This window comes from Salinisphaera sp. G21_0, from assembly GCF_017744115.1.
Classification (GTDB): Bacteria; Pseudomonadota; Gammaproteobacteria; order Pseudomonadales; family Endozoicomonadaceae; genus Endozoicomonas.
The window spans coordinates 19,180-39,063 of sequence record NZ_JAGHQW010000007.1 but is presented as its reverse complement, the minus strand read 5'-3'; the positions used below and the strand labels follow the sequence as shown (position 1 = coordinate 39,063).

Genomic DNA, 19,884 nt, shown 5'->3' with positions numbered 1-19,884 from the left:
TTCCATGGTTAACCACTTTAATTAACCAAGACACAGGTTACCGGTAATGAATAATCAGATAGCACCAACAACCGCTACTTATCAGAATACATATACTGCTGAAACCGTTCAAAGCGACTTACCCGAACCATCAACCAAAAAGAAATTTCGGTCTTATCGAGCAAATGCCGAGCCAGATGTCCAGAAACTGATTAATAAAAACCAGGCAGAAACCAAGGTTCTGGAAGGCAAGATACAAGATATGCAAAAGAAATTAACTGAGTGCCTCCGACATCGTACCGATGATACACTTTTCATTAAGCAGTCCCCTGTGCCTGGTCAGAATACTCATCAGAATAACAGCAATAGCCCTGGCACAAATTCCACTGCTCACAAACCGCTCACACCATTATCCGAAGACTCCACTACCACCGACGTCAGCACGGAAACCACAGAACTACCACCAGTCTCTATAACTGACAGCACTGCCTCGTCACCCACCTTATCGGCTGCTGACCATGCAGCCCATAACAGTACTTTCACACCCTCAATACCGACACACACAACTGTTAACGACAGTTCAGCAACGGCTATAACAACCCAAGTGGTAAACACAACCCAGGCGACCAACGGAACAAGCACAATTATCCCGACGACTGCTCTCCCTGCACTGAAGGAGCAGGTTTCCGACAGTGTAAAAATCACGTTAATGGCGTCACTGAAAAACAAGCTGACGGAATATCTACAGCAGCGAAAAAAGCACACAGTAAATACGCCAAATTACTTGGGCAATGTCACTGGGCTAGTTCAGCAGCCTGAAACAATCATCGGTAAACGTCCGGATGATCCATTGCCGCACATTCGTTACAGTCAGCAACCACACCCAATGATTGACTTGTTCGAGTTAATATCAAGTATTGAAAAAAGGGTGACAATGTATGAACTATTCAATCTGGTACTAATCGTTTCAACCTTCACCCAGGCCATTAAAACATCCTTCCCAGCCGTTGCCAGGGTTTATGATAACGAACTGAAACAGCTGACTGATGAAATAAAAAATCTCCTCCCAAACCTCGAGCAAGGTGACACGAAACGCAAAAGAACCAGAAGAACCATTACAAAAGCATTCACTGATCTTCTGCTCAAGGCACTGGTTAAATTTGAGAAAGCGCCTATGACTAAAGAAATGCAGGTATTCTTCAAAGGCTTCGCAGACAGGCGTAATACCTTCAACAAATCTGTGTATACAGACAAAAGCCTTATTGATGACAACGAATTTAAAGAAATGTTTGAATGGATGAAAAACAAAACAACAATTATCAAAGGACTGGAGAAGTATAACCAAGAAATTGCACAGGCCATCACTAACGGGAATTATTACCGGGTTGGTGAAATTGCCTTCACTGCTAATATACTGCACCAAAAAGCATACTTTAGCCCAGATGACTTCGTATCAAACGACCCTTATCTTGACTTTTTAATCAAGGTCAATCATTTACTGGCCAACAACATTAACCCCTTAGTAACACTGGCCAATAAGGCAGCTGCCTCGGTCTCTCTGCAACCACTCATTCTTGAAACAGCTGCCCAGGATGCCCTGAACCTGGCATTCGATTCAGAATTTGCAAGAGGATTTTGTGCCGGGGATTTCATGGCCACAGCCATTGCCGGTCGTTATGGGATGATCACCAATTCATTGGTGAGTCTGGCCAATTCAATAGTATTTGGTTTCGATTACAGTCGACTCCCGCTCCAGGTCAGAATTGCCTTGCAAGATCTAATGGATTACAAGACCCCCATAAAACCATTCTACCATCCCGAATCGATTGGTCTGGATGCTGAAAGCCTGTATGTTGCCCAGATTATTAACAAATCTATTGCTGTGCGCAAAGATCTATTGTCTCAGGTTGACTCGGGCAGTTTCAATTCAATGAGCAATCTGATCGATAAACTGATAGACCAGATTCCTGTTGACAGCCTTGGCACTGAGACAATCCAATTTGCAGTCCGTCCTGTTGCGCAACACGTCTGTTACTTTGCTTTCAGCAAAAGCAACAATCTCTTCAGGCTCACTGTTCAAGATCATCTAACCGGTGTGACCACGGTTACTGGCGCAACTCTGGAGCAACTAAAAGCAGCCATACCCAATGCGCTGCAGCACTTTGTTCATGAATATCAATTACCGATGCACGCCGGGCGTCAGACTGCCCCTCTTCCCGGTAGTGGTTTCTGTCGCCTTACCAGCGCTTTGCTGGATCCGATGGAAGACATGGAAGTGATCAGGGATTCAGCGCTCACAGTTAAAGATATCGTGACCCACCTCCCCTCCGAACTCAAAGCACTTGACAAGGAAAGAATCAACGCCCTGACGACAAAATACCTTGATACCGTCAAAACTGATGCCACTCGAAAACTTCTGAACATTAACCTGAAATCCCTGTCACCATCAGAGACAAAAGAGCTGGCAAAGATTGCGCAAATGCCCATGGTTTATCTGATGCGGGAAATCCTTGCAGCCATTGAATACATTAAAACCAATCCTGAACTCACCGATCACCCAATATTTACTAACTTCAAGCTGATGAATGCCCACGCAGTCACCACACTGCATAACATCGGCGAGCACCTGTCCACTGCCCCGAAAAAAACCGCTGATGCCGATGCTCAATCAGTGCCACAGGGTGCGGCATCGGCAACCACTGACCTGGCCACCAGCACTGCCGGAGAGCTGGTCAAGCTGGCTATTGACAGGGACTTAAGCCTGCTTGTCCCAGAGCCGGGCGCTGGTGCCTTTGGAGCGCAAGCCAGTGGAGCCCAACCCGACGGTGCCCATGCCGCACCCGACAGCAAGGGCAGCAGCGATGTATCCAGTAGTACTATTGGTGGGATAATCGGTGGCGGGATCGGCGGCGCTGCCGCAGAAATTGGCTTGGCAGTGTTATCATTCATCGCCCGCTGCCCCGAATGCCTGTCACGAATGGCCACTGAGGTCACCGAGGATGCTGCCGACAGAGTCCTTAGCCGGATATCTCAAAACACCGGCGAGAGCGTCGGGGAGAAAGTTGGAGAAGAAGCTGGGAAGAAAGCTGCCGAAGAGGCCGAAGAAAAAGCCGGGAAAAAAGCCCTTGAAGAGACTGGAGAAAAAGCTGTAAAAAAAGCTGGAAGAAAAGCTCTTAAATGCAGGCGGTCAACTGGTAGCTGTGGCCAGGGAGACGACGGTGAAGGCGGTGAAGGCGGTGAAGGAGTCGGTGAAGGAGTCGGTGAAGGAGCAGGCACTGGTGGTGCTGGCGCTGGCGCTGGAGCTGCTGCTGGCGCTGGAGCTGGTGCTGGTGCTGGCGCTGGAGCAGCTGCTGCTGGAGCCGGTGCAGGGGGAGCAGCCGGCGGGGCAAGTGCCGGTGGCGGGGTAGCCGCTGGCGGTGGTGTTGTCGTGTTAAAGAAAGTAGGCAAAACATTAGAAAAGCTTGTCAAGGCGATAAAAAAAGGTATTGATAAACACAAAAAACACGAAAAAGAGCAACACGCAAAACAGGTGGTTATTGCAGAAGATGCAGTAAAGCAGGCGATTATCGCAGCACATGCCATGCAACAGTCAACAACAAAACCAGTGGCGTCTACAACCTACGGGATCAGCAAAAAAACTAATGCAGCTAATGCCATCGTTCCAGACGATACAACTAGCCCTGACCAACCAACAGAAGCAGCTACTGCTTTAGTAACCAGGGAGTCTTCAAATGGCAGGGAGTCTTCAACGGGCAGGGAGTCTTCAACGGGCAGGGAGTCTTCAACTGGCAGGGAGTCTTCAACGGGCAGGGAGTATTCAACTGGCCAAACCGAAACTCTTGATGCCATTACAATATCTGCTCCAGTGACAACACAGGCTGCACAAAGAGAAATAACAACAGATGAAGATGAATCAACAAATCAACCAATAGCCTCAACAACGCCTGAGACTATCACCAAGGAAAGCACCTCCAACATTCCAGCTGGCACAATAGCAGCTTCAACACCAACGGAAGACTCGACGGCCACAGAAACTGATCAATCTACGACAGCCACTACAACTCAGGCAGCAATTGAGAAAACAGTAAGACATCAATCGACAACCGGTCAAATAACATCATCAACACCGGAAACCACCGAAACAGAAGGCGACCCTGGCATACCTGGCAGCACAACAGCGCCTCCAACCCCAAAAGCCATCTCAACCGATGCACAAACCAGACAATCAAGCCAGGCGGCAACAACTATCTACGACACCACTACTCATACAGTGACTTCTGGTTCAAGAGATAGCTCAGCTGCTTCTTCGTCACTGCCTCCTGCATCAACAGACACGTCAGCCGAACAGACAACAACGCAACAATCAATCACTCAAGAAAAAGCACGATCAACGTCTGATGCCACCAGTCAAAAAATGACTACTGATATTTCAGATAGCACAACTGCCGTTTCACCGCTGACAGAAACTTCAACAGCCACAGGAAAAGTTCTATCAACAAAATCACCAAGAACCACTGAAACTCAGGCGACAACTGATAAAAAAGCAATACACCAATCGACAACCGGACAAACAATAATATCAACTGAAACCACTGCTACAGAAGGGAACCCTGGTATACCTGACAGCACAACGGCGTCTTCAACCTCAGAAGCCATCTCAGCCGATGCACAAACCAGACAATCAAGCCAGGCGGCAACAACTATCCACGACACCACTACTCATACAGTGACTTCTGGTTCAAGAGATAGCTCAGCTGCTTCTTCGTCATTGGCACCTGCATCAACAGACACGCTAGCCGAACAGACAACAACGCAACAATCAATCACTCAAGAAAAAGCACGATCAACGTCTGATGCCACCAACCAAAAAATAACTTCTGGCATTTTGGATAGCACAACTGTCGCTTCACTGCTGACAGAAACTTCAACAGCCACAGGTACCGCTCCATCAACAAAATCACCAATAGCCGCTACAACTCAGACAACAACTGATAAAAAAGCAATACATCAATCAACAACCGGTCAAACAGCATTCTCGTCTGAAACCACCGCAAAAGAAGGCAACCTTGGTATATCTGAGAGCACAACAGCGCCTCCAGCCTCAAAATCAAACTCAACCGCTGCACAAACCAGGCAATCAAGCCAGTCGGCAACAACAATCCACGACACTAACACTCATACAGTGACTTCTGGTTCAAGAGATAGCTCAGCTGCTTCTTCGTCATTGGCACCTGGATCAACAGGCACGGCAGCCGAACAGACAACGCAACAATCTGTTTCTAAAGCAGTATCTCAAGAAACAGCACAATCAACGTCGGATAGCCGCGGACTCCCGGTAACTTCCGGCACTTCAGATAGCACAACGACCGCTTCACCGCTGACAGAAACTTCAACAGCCACAGGAACCGCTCCATCAACAAAATCACCAATAGCCGCTACAACTCGGACAACAACTGATAAAAAAGCAATACATCAATCAACAACCGGGCAAACAGCATTTTCATCCGAAACCACCGCAACAGAAGGCAACCTTGGTCTATCTGACAGCACAACGGCGTTTTCAACCTCAGAAGCCATCTCAGCCGATGCACAAACCAGACAATCAAGCCAGGCGGCAACAACTATCCACGACACCACTACTCATACAGTGACTTCTGGTTCAAGAGATAGCTCAGCTGCTTCTTCGTCATTGGCACCTGCATCAACAGACACGGTAGCCGAACAGACAACAACGCAACAATCAATCACTCAAGAAAAAGCACGATCAACGTCTGATGCCACCAGTCAAAAAATGACTACTGATATTTCAGATAGCACAACTGCCGTTTCACCGCTGACAGAAACTTCAACAGCCACAGGAAAAGTTCTATCAACAAAATCACCAAGAACCACTGAAACTCAGGCGACAACTGATAAAAAAGCAATACACCAATCGACAACCGGACAAACAATAATATCAACTGAAACCACTGCTACAGAAGGGAACCCTGGTATACCTGACAGCACAACGGCGTCTTCAACCTCAGAAGCCATCTCAGCCGATGCACAAACCAGACAATCAAGCCAGGCGGCAACAACTATCCACGACACCTCCACTCAGACAGTGACTTCTGGTTCCAGAAATAGCTCAGCTGCTTCTCCATCAATGACGTCTGCATCAACAGGCAAGACAACCGCACAGACAACAACGCAACAATCTGCACCTCAAGCAGTATCTCAAGAAACAGCACAATCAACGTCGGATAGCCAGGGACTACAAGGAACTTCCGGCACTTCAGATAGCACAACGACCGCTTCACCGCTGTCAGAAACTTCAACAGCCACAGGAACAGCTCCATCAACAAAATCACCAACAGCCGCTACAATTCAGACAACAACGGATAAAAAAGCAATACATCAATCGACAACCGGACAAACAGCATTCTCGTCTGAAACCACCGCAAAAGAAGGCAACCTTGGTATATCTGAGAGCACAACAGCGCCTCCAGCCTCAAAATCAATCTCAGCCGATGCACAAACCAGGCAATCAAGCCAGGCGGCAACAACAATCCACGACACCTCCACTCAGACAGTGACTTCTGGTTCAAGAGATAGCTCAGCTGCTTCTCCATCAATGACGTCTGCATCTTCTACAGGCACGGCCGCTGAACAGACCACAACACAACAGCCAACCACAGCAGCGCCAGCATCCGACCACACCACGCAAGAAAAGACCGCCAGTATTTCCGATCCTGCAAACCACACCGAAACCACAACAGACACTGCAACAACAAATGCTACATCTCAGACGGCATCTGATAACAACCAACAACTGCCGGGAGTTATCAAATCATTCACAGACAAAAGCAAAACAATCCATTCACGATTCAATAGAAAGATGGCCAGAGCCTATGTCGAAACACGCAACCAGGTCCGCCAGGCAACAACAACGCAAGGGCAACCGTTAAACAGTTTTCAAAAAGGGGTTCTTCTGGGGGATTCACTGAACGAACTGAACCAACAATTCAGCAACGAGTTCCTGGATATTTATAAATCTGCTCACCGGTTTATGAAGTCTCTGGACTCCGTTGCAACCACTGAAAATAACCGTCGCACCGCCCAATCCATCATTAGCGGCAAGGTCATTTCCGAGTTCCGGGCAATGTATGCCACGTTCAGTGATATACGACTGCAGATGCTGTCAGTCCTGGGCTATACCAACCAACAGCCGCTGGACCGTGCCACCATCAAAAAACTGGCGTCTGGTGTCTATGCCCCGCCCGCCACCCCCTCCTTGAATACAGCCCACCTGCTCAAGGCCATCGAGCAGCAAACACAGCCGACCAACCCTGGTGGCTTTGATCGTTTTATGGCGGAACTGAGCGAGTTTCTGCTGAACACCGGGCCAGTGGAAAAAGCAGAAGAGCTGAACAGTGATATCATGGCCCGGCAAAACAGGCTCCACAACCATCAGTTATTAACCAGTATTTTGCAACAGGAGCAGGCGCTGTTGTTTGAGAATATCTGGCAACAGCCCGATATAAATCCTGCCAGGGAACTGGAGAGTGGCTCCGTTCCAACTCCCCCATCCCATGGCATGCCCCGTGTCCAGCCTGACCCGGGCAAGACCAGCACACCATTGGCCATAGCCAGCACACCCGGTGGTACCGCCAAAAACGCCATAACACCGGCAAACTATCCGGTCACCGACAACCTGACACTGGCCAACCTGGTGGCTGCAAAAATCAGCGATCGTCCCATATATCACACCACAACTCCACAAACCATGGATAAGACCGCCTCCCCGCTTGACCAGTCACCGGGCATGAAGCTGCTGACGGACAGCCAGGCCCTGGCCGGACAGTTGCGGGAAGAGCTTTCGGCCCTGGCCAGCGATCTGGCCAATGATTTGGCCACCACGGACAAAAAAATCAGTTCACAGTGGGACCAGGACGATCTGATTAATCTGGCCATTGTCCAGACCCTGCCAGAAGCATCTGGCATCAAGGTAACGGAAAACTTTCTGTTAAACGTTCTCACCTCAACGTCGGTGGGCATACAACACCAGCAGCCTGACCATATTTTCCGGGCCGATGGCTCCCTGCGCGGTACCAGCCAGGCCTCCGGCACACCACTTTTCCGTGATCCATCAACGGGCCAGACCGTCGACCATGGAGCAACCCGGCAACTGGCAAAAATCATGTTACAGGCCATGGCCAGAAGTCGGCTGGCTGAGCAGGCAGAGAACAACGATATACCACAGCTTCTGTCCAACAAAATAATTGACCAGGCAGAACAACTACATAGTCGCCAGCCCCAGAAGTTTGTCGAACGAGTAAGTCAATGGCTTGGGCTGGAGCAGGGTTCGCAGGCCCGCGCCAGGGTCTCACTGGCCATACGTCTTAAACTACGTTTGTCGTCCAGTCAACGGGTTGACCTCACACCACCAGCTGACCTGCCACTGATCAACGGCCTGGTTTCCGGTCGTTACCATAAAACCCGGTCCCGCTTTATGAGTCTGGCACCGGCCAGGCAACTGGAGCTATTGAGGAATCTGGCCAGCAAACCTGACTATCTGGGTCTTGACCATTTTGCTGAACCCCTGGCCCGGCTGGAGGCCGATTTCGCCGGAGCGACACAGACACCATCGGCTATCCCGGCAGGCGCAGATCAGCCTTCGGAAAGGCAGCCCCCTGATTGGCAAACGTTCCAGCTGAGCCAGCAAGCCTGGAAACTGTTTACCCATCTGCATAACGCCCGATTTGAGGCACCGGCAGAGGCGATCAACCGGATGAAGACAGCGGCACTGATCCAGCGCAAGGGCCTTGAGCCCCATCCGGATGATGCCCAGCGCCTCAATCAGCTGGTGATAACACTGCTGCCGGTGCGCACCAGTGCCAGTGACCGGGCCCAACTGATCAACACCGGGAGCAAAGCGCTGCCGAAGCCAGTCAAACTGCACCAGTTCGGTCGACAACGCATCACCGAAATTCTCAACAGCTACGCAAACATCAAGTCGCTGGTCAGCAGGCAATTCCAGGAATTATTCGGCGATCAGATCAACGATGCCCAGTTGCAGGAGGAAGTGATCGCCCAGATAGCAAGGAGCAGTTTGCAGGAACTCAAGGGCAAAACAACCGGTCAGTGGCAACAGGCAGTCACACAGCAAATGTTCAGGGAATTTGCCGACTTCCATAACGACCCGGCTGAAGCCAGCTGAACAATCAGTCATTCAATCAAGTTCAGGGTTAATCTCTATGAATCATCCAGTCCCATCAACGACATCTGCCTATCAACCTGCGGCGACTTTCACCCGTGTTGACAGTGCTTCCGGCCAATCAGCAAAGGGCAAATTCAAGTCCCGGCAGATAGCGGCCAACTCACAGGCGCAGCAATTGATCAGGAGTGAAGAAAAGTTGTTCCAGTTGCGCAAGCAACTCAGTCTGCTGGAGCACAAATTGTCCGCCTGTCTAAACCAGCAGCCATCTGCATCCGTTGGGCAAAACAGTCAGTGGCCGGAAACCCACACGACCACAACCCCTGGAAAAGCGTCGTCTACCTTGCAGGTACCACAGACCTCTACCATCAGCCCCGGTACCACCATCACGCCATCAGCTACTCAACTGTCAGACAGCTCAATGGCAGTTACCACGACCACTGACAACGTCACCATTGCGCCGTTATCACAGTCCGTTACTGATAAACCGCTATCGAACATCACCCAGTCGTTCACCGACAGCACCAAAGCCATCACCCGGCTGTTCAATGAGGGGATTGAGGCAACTCGCAACCAGACACTGACACACATCCAGCAATTACCCACTGCTGATCAACAACAACACAGCATTCAGAAACGGATCGCGCTGGGTGACGGACTCAACAGCTTCAAGGGGCAGTTCAGCGACCACTTTCTGGATATTTTTCAATTAGCCCATAATGCCAGCCAGTCAATACGCTCAATAGCAACGGATGATGACCAGTCAATGCTGTCAGCCAGTAGCGGAATCACCAGCACACTGATCTCCAGCTTTCAGAACATGTATACGGCCATGGAGAATCTTCGCCTGCAGCTGTTTGTTGACGCCAACTATATTGATAGCCAATGGCTTAGCGGGGGAGACAGCAGGCAACCGGAGGCAGCTGACAACCAGGGCAGGAATGCTTTGGCTGGAGACAACCTGGTCAAAGCCATCAAACAACAACCGTCGTCTCAATCCCCGGACAGCTTCGACCGTTTTATGGTGGATATGGGCCTGTTACTGGAAAGTCAGGACAAAATCCGGCAGTTGCACCAGGCAGAGACTGAGTCGACAACCAGCAACCCAGTGGCTCGCCAACAGGAACAGCTGTGGGCAGCAGCCATGAAGTTTACCCGGGCCGAGATCAGCCGGACACTGGTTGCCGATCCGGACAGAGCCCATAATCAACAGGTGTTAACCGATATTCTGCAGCGGGAAAAAGGGCTGTTTATTGATGACGTCCAGCAAATCCACCTGAACCACGGAGGCCGATTTGACGGCGAAATCACCCGGGCAGAGGCGGGCCCGGATGTACTCTTCCTGCCATCGACCTTCCTGGATGTTATTCGCGACCCGGATGGTTACCGCTCAGGCCGCCCCAACAAGCCAGCAAAAGACCTGGCAACTTCAGCCGGACAAAGCCACGGGCCCATGGGACATCAGCCGGGCAACACGACGGCCAGTCTTGAGCAGCCAGACACCGGCCGTCAAACCTCCGGCGATACTGCCGCAAACACCCACACCGGGAATTATCGATTGTCAGCGACCACCATCAAACAGTTTGTGGACAAGGCCCTCCACAATCAGTCACGATTCAACCAGGGCATTGCCGGGACCTACCACCAGGCACTGGCACAGATACGCCAATTGGCAGGCCCGGACACAAACCCCGGCAGTATTAAGAAACGCATCATTCTGGGTGATACGCTGAACCGGCTTAACAACCAGTTCAGCGACAGTTTTCGCCGTATTTTCCAATCTGGCGACCAGTCTATGAACACCCTGTCCTCACTTTCAGATGATGACACTCAGCCAATTGTTACCGGTAAAGCCCTTATCCGTGCCCAGTTGACCGATAAATTTATCGACATGTACGCCACTCTTAACGATGTTCGTCGACAGCTGTTTTTTGCTGCTGGCTATAGCGACAAGCAGACAATGAGCGCAGAGGACATACGACAGCTGGCAAGTGGTACCGATGATCGCACGGGCAGAAATCCATCGGCTTCAACCCACCTGATCAAGGTGCTGTTGCAACAGCCGACGGCATCCGATCCTGATGACTTTGACCTGTTTATGACCGACCTCACGCTGGCGCTGGAAGGTCGGGATGAGCGCAGCCAACTGCAACAGGCTGAAACAGAGTCAGGAACCGACAGTCCGGTGTTACAGGCGCGTGAAAGCCTCTGGTCAGCGGCCATGAATACTAACTCCAGCCGACAGGTCGATAGCGATCTGCTGGCCAAACCGCAGAGCTCAGACAATCAACCGTTACTGGACACTGTCTTGCGGCAGGAGAAAGAGCTGTTCATTGATGACCTGCAAAAAACCTATCTGCGCAACCATGGTCATGGTGCCGATGAAGTCGCCCCTGGTGAAGCCGGTCAGGATGTACTTTACCTGCCGTCTACCTTTATGGATGTAATCAAAGATCCGGATGGCTATCGTGCTGAGCTGCCAAAACCGGTAAATCTGCAGCCAGCAAGCAGCAGGAACCAGAGTCACCCCAGAAAGCGCCGGGATCTCTCCGGGCAGCCCACCATCTCAGGGGCAAGCCAGCATAAAGGTATGCTGGCAGGCGCTGTGCAAACTCTGGGTCAGCTGGCTGGCTATCTGAATCCGCTGTCACTCCGGGGCAGTGCACCACCGGCAATTAACGGCAATCTCCAACAAAGCAGCAACGCCATCCTGACCCCGGCAAACTACCCGGTTGCCGGTACACTGATGCTGGCCAATCTGCTGGCCGCCAAAGTCAGTGGCCGCCCGCTATTGCCTCAGCACCAAGGGGTTGCAGCAGATAACAGCCAGAGCGCCAGGCTGATTGGACAACGACTGAACGCCACAAACCCGATTGACCATCTGCCAGCAAAAACCGTTCCCCTGACCAGAGAGCTGGCCAGCGGCAACTATGATAAAGCTCAATCCGGCTTTATGAAGCTGCCACTGTCTGAACAGCTGGAGCTGCTGGTATTGCTGGACAAACAGCCGGATCACCTGGGCCAGGATTCTTGTTCCGGACCGCTGCGGCAATTACAGGCCGATGCTCGCAGCCTGGCGGCAGCCAACACTGGTGAAATTGGCACCCGGACACCTGACTGGCAAAGCTTCAGGCTGAGCCAGAGAGCCTGGCAACTGTTTACCAACTTGCACGACACCAGGGTGGAAGCCTTGGGTGAAGCGATCAACCAACAGAAAATTACCAAACGAATTATCCGCGAAGGGATTGAGCAAAACCAGGACAATGCCCACTATCTTGGTCAACTGGTGGTGCAGTTGCTGCCGCACCGGACCAGCGCCAGCGAACAGGCCAACCTGATGGCAACCGGCACCGAGTCCATGCCGACCGTGGCCGGGCTGCACCGGTTTACGACTAAGGGTATTACCGACATACTCAGCAGCTACCGCACCATCAAGTCGCTGGTCAGCGAACACTTCCCACAGCTGTTTGGCAACACGGTAAATGATCCCCAACTGCAAAATGAATTAATCGCCCAGATAGCACGAACCAGTCTGCAGGAATTACGGGGCAAAACCACAGCTGATGGCTGGCAACAGGTGGTCAGGGACAATATGCTGGCAGAGTTCGAGGAGTGGCTTTGAGCCAGGTACCCATGACCGACATAGTGATCGTGAGACCTGGTATTTACTGGACAACACAATACTTTCTGTTGCTCCCTTCCTTGCCAGGCATTGATCAGGAACTGCTGGCAGTAGGTATTGCCCTTCTCGGCAGCGATGTGCAGCGAGGGCATCATCTGCTGCCCGGGTGGCGTTCAGATCCGCCCCCTGCCTGATCAGAAGCTCGACGATCTCCTTGTATCCGTTCTTTCATGCCAACATCAAAGCAATGTAACCATCATTCTTTTTTGTGTCTTGTCTGCTGGCTAAAACTCACGCTTCATCAGCTCTGCCTCTACCAGCTCCTTAATTTCACCATGACACGCTTCAGGGGCTAACGCTATTAAAGACTGTTCAATATCAGCACCGTGTTCAATAAGACGTTTAACAACGTCAATATGCCCGGCTTTGATCGCCATCTGTATCGGGGTTTCGCCCTCGTCCGTTTTATGATTGATTTGGACATCAGCCCGGGTGAGTAATTTTTCCACTATTTCAGCGTGACCATAATAACAGGCACTGTGTAATGGTATTGCACCATCTTGTCTGGGTAGATTGGTGCAAATGCCCGGTTGATCTAACAGCTTATCCACGACATTTTTATAATTCCTGGAGATAGCCAGTGCCAGGGCTGTCTGACCAAGGGCATCTTGCTGATTGACGACGTCTGGTTCCCTGTCTGCGGTTTCCATGGCTTTAGCCAGGGCTGTTTCAGTCACTTTGTCGGATTGAAATGTAAGAGCCAGTAGCAACGGATTGTATTTATGATCACGATGATTTATGGACAAAAGATTAGACTCCGGAATTTCCGCTAACAGGTTTTCAAGACTCCTGTGAACTGAGTTGCTCTTGACTGATGAAGCGTTTGTGAATTCCTTAATGGCAAATAGTGTATCCATTGACTCGTCGGGATCGGCCAAGTCGGAGAACAAGCGTTGTCTGGTGTTTAAAGTATCGACCAGGACTCTAGCGGCGATAAAGTCCCGTTCCTTTCTAACAAACTTCTTAAAGTTAAGCGTGTTTTGATCCCTGATTTCAAATCCTTCAGGAGTCACCTTCAGAGATAGGAGATGCCTGCCGGTATTGAGATGAAAAAGGCGGCTGCCCTGTGCCGGAGTCGTTTTTGCAATCTTGTTTAATAATAGGCACAAACCGGGTTCGGTAAGCCCAATCGGGTATGCGGGAGTTGAGTGTAATATCGGAGTATTGCTATCAGCAGCTGAGGCAATCCATTGCGCCGCCTGCTCTGTATTTTGATCAGGCACTACTGTGTGCAACGTGGTGTTTTGCGGCGCATGAAAAGCCAGCAGTGATTCACAAAAAGGCCGCAGTTTTAATAAAAAAAGTGTCTGATGATCTTGCGTAGCAGGATCGTCTTTAAACATCTGCTGCGCAACTACAATGGCATCAGCCAGATGAGCGTAGTACTTATTCCAGCATACCCAGCCCAATGCCGGATCCTGGCTTAAGGTGCCCAATAGTTCATCATATTCCTCCGGACACCCCATCTGCTCGTATAGCACGTAGCTTGATGCAAGACCAAAGCAACAGCCTTTACTGAAATTATAAAGTCTTGCCTTATCCGTACCATCAAACCGGGTTGATAGTGACATCAGGTTCTTAAGCAAAAACGGATATCTTCTCTGCGGCTCTGATTTTGATTGCTCAATTTTCTGCTTTCTGGTTGACAGAAACTCTCCATAAGTAATCAGGTGGGTCAACGGCCTGAATATAATTCGCTCAGCCAGACTGCGTAAAAAAGTTGTTGATTGAGCGATTGCTGCAGACTGCCTGTGTAGAACGGTTTGACCACCGGTATTATTGACCTGCCGGTGTTTAAATCGCCCTGAATGCAGGTCGGGAGTATCTGATCACACGGGACCCGATCAGTCGGCGGGAGTGGCTCTGTTTTCATAGACCTTCCTGAGTCACAACATGACCGGTCGCAAAATTTCGCTTCATTCCTCCGAGTGGTCACTGGTTGCTGGCCGCAATGCTTCCATCAGGAAGCGATCACGAACTGACTTGTCCAGGCCTTGCAGCGCAGCGATAGAGGATGCCCAGAGTTTATTGGCAACCCCGCCCAGTACCCAGGCATAAAGCACCTGGGCCGCCAATACCGAAGGGGTCTGTTTGACCATGATTTTCTGGAAAATATCTTTATGGGACAAGCCCAGTGCCCGTGCGTTAGCGTGGGTTTTCAGAAAATTATTCAGCACCCCGACAACTCCGCCCAGACTTGTCTGGATCACCGTCATTTGTGCCTGGGATATCTCTCCGGCCTGATGGCGGGCAATCAGATGGCGATCATTGCGGTCCAGACTAAACATCAGGAAAGTACTGAGAAAATTGCTGGCACTGCCACGCACAGGGTGTGCCAGCAACCCTTGCAGGAAGTGCTGAGGACCCACCGCTGATGTATTCTGCCGGACCTGACGGTAGACCTGCATGGAGGTCATGGGCTGACTGGCGCAGGTCATCATGGCCGACGAGGCCGCATCCACCAGCAGGTTTAACTTTTCCTGTGGCTGTTTTGTTGAAGGAATATCAGTCTCATTGATGTTTGCCAGCCTCTTGATGGCCTGCTCACTGGCCAAACGGGCTGTGTCAGCGATGAGATAACGAATGCCGGTACGACCCAGGGCAGGCAGCCACCCCCGTGACGAAAACATAAGGCGCAGCTCAGGCCGTTTTCCATCGTATTGTGACTGCATCAATGGCCTGGCCAGAGAGGTGGTGATTGGCGTATTCATCAAGGCAGGTAATAACATGCTGTTGCCTGCCCAGGCCGTCAGTGTGGTCAGCCGGTATCCCCAGGACAAGACCTGAACCTGCTTTTCTGCCGGTTGAATGTCCGCTTTTTTTGGGTGCTCTGCAAGGGTTGACGATGAAGAGGTCGCAGACGGTGATACAGGCATATTTTGACCTCCGGACAGGATATTTACGTTATAGTTGGATTTTCGGCTGGTGTCATGAAATTAAAATACTATTCTGATTACTCATTTATTGTTTCACCAGAACAACAACGCAATAAAAAACCATGCTTGCATCTGCACAATACTTTCAACCCCCGGGCACAAAACCTTCCTCATTGCCGGCACCTGATCATTGTAACCAGGCTGACAATTCAACAATTAAACGGATAGAAAAACACACTCAATATGACTGGGCAAAAACACTCACAAAGTCTATATTCCAAAGATTTATCAAACATGCACAGGCAGCACGATTTATTTCCATGGACTTATTACAATGGGAGTCATTAAAAGAAATCAGTACAATTTTAACCATCTGGGATACCCTGAAAAAACACATTCCCCACAGCCCTGATGATAAATTGATCGCTTTAGATGTGGGTGCGGGTCCAAAACCAAAACTGGGGGCATGGATAGCTTTAAATACTGACTGGCCAGTACTGTCCATTGACCCGGTATTACAAACACCTAAATCAGTACTGCCTGACAATCTGACGCTGATTGCCAAGCCTGTCGAAGAGGTCAATCTACCGGAAAAATATGATCTGTCAGAATATCATGTGATTGTTTTAATGATGAATGCCCATGTTTCAACGGATCAGGCATGCCTGCCAGTCAAGACTTGTAAACAGCTCTCATTGATCACTATTCCATGCTGCGAGTTTACTTCCAGACAGAACGACATTCATAACGTCCCCTTTGATTTTGAACTTGAAGCCAGAGATATGTTATCCGCCCGTGGCACTGTACGGGTATGGTGTTCCAAATCCTTTCCTCTCATTCCGACTCGACCATTGCAGAAAGATAAATGTATTGGCATTGAAGATGTGAATGAAGTCCATCCGCTATACGCAGAAAAAAACGTTCAGCATATTAAAGTGGATACTGCCAATATATATTCTGAGTATGACGACACTATTGAACATATTGATCATTTTATAAATCACTGGCAAAAATCACTACGCTATTCCCGACATCTAATGTCTGAAGATGTATATAGCAGACCCTGGTTATTCAAGAAAAATAATATGATTAGCTGGTTATCCCGAGCCATTCATATTGAGGGAATTGCAAAAAAAATATTGCCTGATAAATACGCTGACAGAAAGACTCAGGAGAGTGTATCAGTCGTTATTGTCGAAGCAGGAAGACCCCCCCGTTTTGGCGCATGGCTGTCCGGCAAACTGAAGAAAAAAATCATATCTATATGCAAACCCTCTGATAACAAGCAACTTTCACCTCACTGGAAGGTGGGTGTTAATCTTGAAATATGCAGCCTTGAAGATCTGGATATTCAGAAAAAAAACTATGTAGTTATCGTTGTCAGTGACGAGTTTACGCCGGATGGGATTGTGCCTTTATTTCATCAGGCAAATCGACTGTCAATGATTTTTAATACCAGCTACCCATGTCATCGTCGTGGACAGATCAAACCAGATGAAAGCCGACTGATCTGGGACGTCATATCACCACTCAGAAGGTTTCATATCTGGCACTCAGTGCTTTTACCAGGCGAAACCTGAAGCTCCCGGTATTGGAACTATTCCCTTTTCGAGTGGTCTTAAGTAGTTGGCCAAATGGAATCGTATATTTCTGGCTAAGTGGACAGTTACTATGCAAGGCACAACGCAGGGAGCATAGCCGTAGCTATGTGACCGGAGTTGTAACGCCGCAGAGTGACTGTCCACTTAGTCAGAAAATATGATTTCATTTGGTTAACTACTTATATTGCACAATAATTCAAACTGTTGCTGAGTATCGATATGATCCATTCAAAATTGGCCCCATTTCCTCCCCTTGTTCATTTCAAAGATGTACTGAAAGCGAACAGTGAAACAGAAAAAAAGGTTAGCGCCGGTCTGTCTGTCCCCCCCCCCGATATTGAGTACCAGCCTGCAAATTACCCAAAAAAAATCAGAGAATACAAGAACATTGAAAGCATCACCGACCCCTTGCCAACCAATAATTCTGACAAGTTATTTGCTTGCATTGTGGAAAAAATGAATGAATTGATTAACAAGGATGCTACTGAATTGATTGATTATCTGAACAATGCCGACACGGTCGAAAAAATCAAATCACTGAATGCCGAAGAAACATCAAAGCTCACCTGGATACTGTTTAATGGCCTTAACCGCCCTGACCTCCAATCAGCTTTAGCCAGTCAAACCGGCCAATACCTGGCTTCCCGGCCAACGTCAGACCAGTTTATGGTGGGCTTCACAGGCAGCCTTATTGAAGATAGCGGGCTATTGAAGCAAGCAGAGCGTGCAGGTGAAAACGACTGGCTGGATGTCTTTCGCGCTCAGAATGCATCACATCTGCCAGAAAGCTCTACCAGAAACTTATCGTTTCCTGTGGCCAGTGAAAATGAGGAGTACTTTGGGCTTGTTGATGGCAATGCAACAAAAAATATTGCCGAATCCTGCCCAATCTGCCGGATTCCACAGACGGATCCCGGTGAGCACAATAAAATTTTCCACCCGAACAATCTGATGGCATTTGGGCCCGATCACCAACTCACCACACTGATTTATGCACAGGACTTTTTAGCGTTCATGGCTGGCGACCAGTTAACTGCCGGGGAAAAAGATCGCCTGTTTCCACCGGTTCTGTGTCGCCTGTTTAATGAAAATGGCATCAATTACTCTGCCTTCAGTGAGAGTGCCCTGATTTTACCGGAAGCATTTCTCAGCCCTGCGCTATGCCAGGATATCGATAATTTACGAAACTCTGTCGTCCAATATATTGCTGAACACATATTCAATGATGTTGACACTCCTGAGAAACTTATAGCGCTTACCAGGTGTTGCCGTTCGATGATAGAGTTCAGTACTCAAATACCGGTACTTGCCAGGGTTGGTGCTGAGATAGAAGCATTACTTCAAGAGCAAAATATCCCAAAACCCAATGGCACCGTAGCGGATCGTTACTATGTCCAGAAATTTCCTGCTGCTATTCGATGGGAATCTATCCGTAGCGATGAACTCGACACTCCCAAACGTCTGCTCGCCCTGAATATGTCGCAACATCTCAATACCTACTCTTTCCTTGCTGGCAATAATGGCACGAACCATGAACAGCGCTTTTTCCAACGGGAACAAATGCAGGGCATCGTTCGCAAAGCCATGAACAAAGTCTGTGCAGACAGTGGTAGTGATTTACGCCCGGGCTCAGCGCCCATTTTTATTGGTTTTATTCCGCCGGACATTGCCAACGCTATTGCCAGACAGCACGGTTTTCTTGACAGCAACTGGGCCGGTAATTTTTTACACGGCAAATATTCTCACCCATTGGCCCTCACCTGCCTGGCCAATCTCGCTAACCTGGATCAGACCCTGTTGAAAACCATCGTAGATAAGAATTTTTGGTCCATCATTCTCGATCAAAACCCATACAATCTCATTGATATAGAACCTGCATTCCCGGACTTACCATTTTTACGTGTTAACCACAGGGCAGCAGTCGCTAACTTTGCTACTTCACCTTTTAAGCATCAACAATTACTCACCACCGGGCAGCTCTCGGTCAACCTGGAAGACATAGCCAAAGTGATTTCAATTCACCCTGTCGAAGCACAGGGTGAATTACTGCAAGCACTTACCCGGCGTATGGGGATGGAAGACACGTTAACATTGGATAAGCTGCAACAGATAACCGAAAATATCCGGGTTCTTGAAATGGTGTTGTCAACCAAACACTTGAATTCAATTGAGGCGATGTACAAGGTAGATACAGATTCCAAAGATTTACCAGGGCACTGGAGGATCGAAAGTCCTGAAGGATACCAAATTGGTAATATAACGTCCTCTGGTACTCAATTTGCAAGAATAAAAGCAACAAAATATTTCCATAAAGATGGCTATCAGATTAAAGGAATCATCAAAACTGATAAGAACAACATGTGTGATAAGAAGCTCAAATTGTTGGATATAACGAATGAGGAGAAGATTGAAAAATGTCACGCCTTTATCGTCTTTCCACCGGACTGTAAATACCAACAAAGTGAATTGAATAAAATGTAACTACATTTGATAACAAGACGATCAGGGCAGGCACTTTTCTAAGGTCCTGCCAATTTGAACATATTTGCG

The 19,884-nt window shown here is 49.2% G+C and carries 7 protein-coding genes; 5 read left to right on the top strand and 2 right to left on the bottom strand.

The genetic code is table 11. The features are described 5' to 3' along the window. The first annotated feature begins 46 nt into the window (after positions 1 to 46). Genes J7439_RS04995 through J7439_RS04985 form a run of 3 tightly spaced genes read left to right on the top strand, consistent with a single transcriptional unit; the run spans position 47 to position 12,991 of the window. Positions 47 to 9,178: a hypothetical protein gene (locus tag J7439_RS04995; protein WP_209200735.1), complete on the top strand. Its 9,132-nt coding sequence runs from the start codon at positions 47 to 49 to the stop codon at positions 9,176 to 9,178. A gap of 37 nt (positions 9,179 to 9,215) precedes the next feature. Next, positions 9,216 to 12,797: a hypothetical protein gene (locus tag J7439_RS04990; protein ID WP_209200734.1), complete on the top strand. Its 3,582-nt coding sequence runs from the start codon at positions 9,216 to 9,218 to the stop codon at positions 12,795 to 12,797. After that, positions 12,794 to 12,991 (top strand): hypothetical protein, encoded by a 198-nt coding sequence (locus J7439_RS04985; RefSeq protein ID WP_209200733.1) that lies wholly within the window; start codon positions 12,794 to 12,796, stop codon positions 12,989 to 12,991. Before J7439_RS04990 ends, J7439_RS04985 begins: the two co-directional genes overlap by 4 nt. Positions 12,992 to 13,081: 90 nt before the next feature. Here J7439_RS04985 and J7439_RS04980 read toward each other — a convergent pair whose 3' ends face one another. Then, positions 13,082 to 14,428, bottom strand: a complete 1,347-nt coding sequence (locus J7439_RS04980; RefSeq protein ID WP_209200732.1) for an ankyrin repeat domain-containing protein — start codon at positions 14,426 to 14,428, stop codon at positions 13,082 to 13,084. 345 nt (positions 14,429 to 14,773) lie between these two features. After that, positions 14,774 to 15,733, bottom strand: a complete 960-nt coding sequence (locus tag J7439_RS04975; protein ID WP_209200731.1) for a hypothetical protein — start codon at positions 15,731 to 15,733, stop codon at positions 14,774 to 14,776. Between the two features lie 320 nt (positions 15,734 to 16,053). Here J7439_RS04975 and J7439_RS04970 point away from each other — a divergent pair, with 320 nt between their 5' ends. Together J7439_RS04970 and J7439_RS04965 are read left to right on the top strand one after the other, a co-directional pair. After that, positions 16,054 to 17,313: a hypothetical protein gene (locus J7439_RS04970; protein WP_209200730.1), complete on the top strand. Its 1,260-nt coding sequence runs from the start codon at positions 16,054 to 16,056 to the stop codon at positions 17,311 to 17,313. A 255-nt stretch (positions 17,314 to 17,568) separates the two neighbouring features. After that, entirely contained in the window at positions 17,569 to 19,815 is a 2,247-nt protein-coding gene (locus J7439_RS04965) for a hypothetical protein (RefSeq protein WP_209200729.1), read from the top strand. The last annotated feature ends 69 nt before the right edge of the window (positions 19,816 to 19,884 follow it).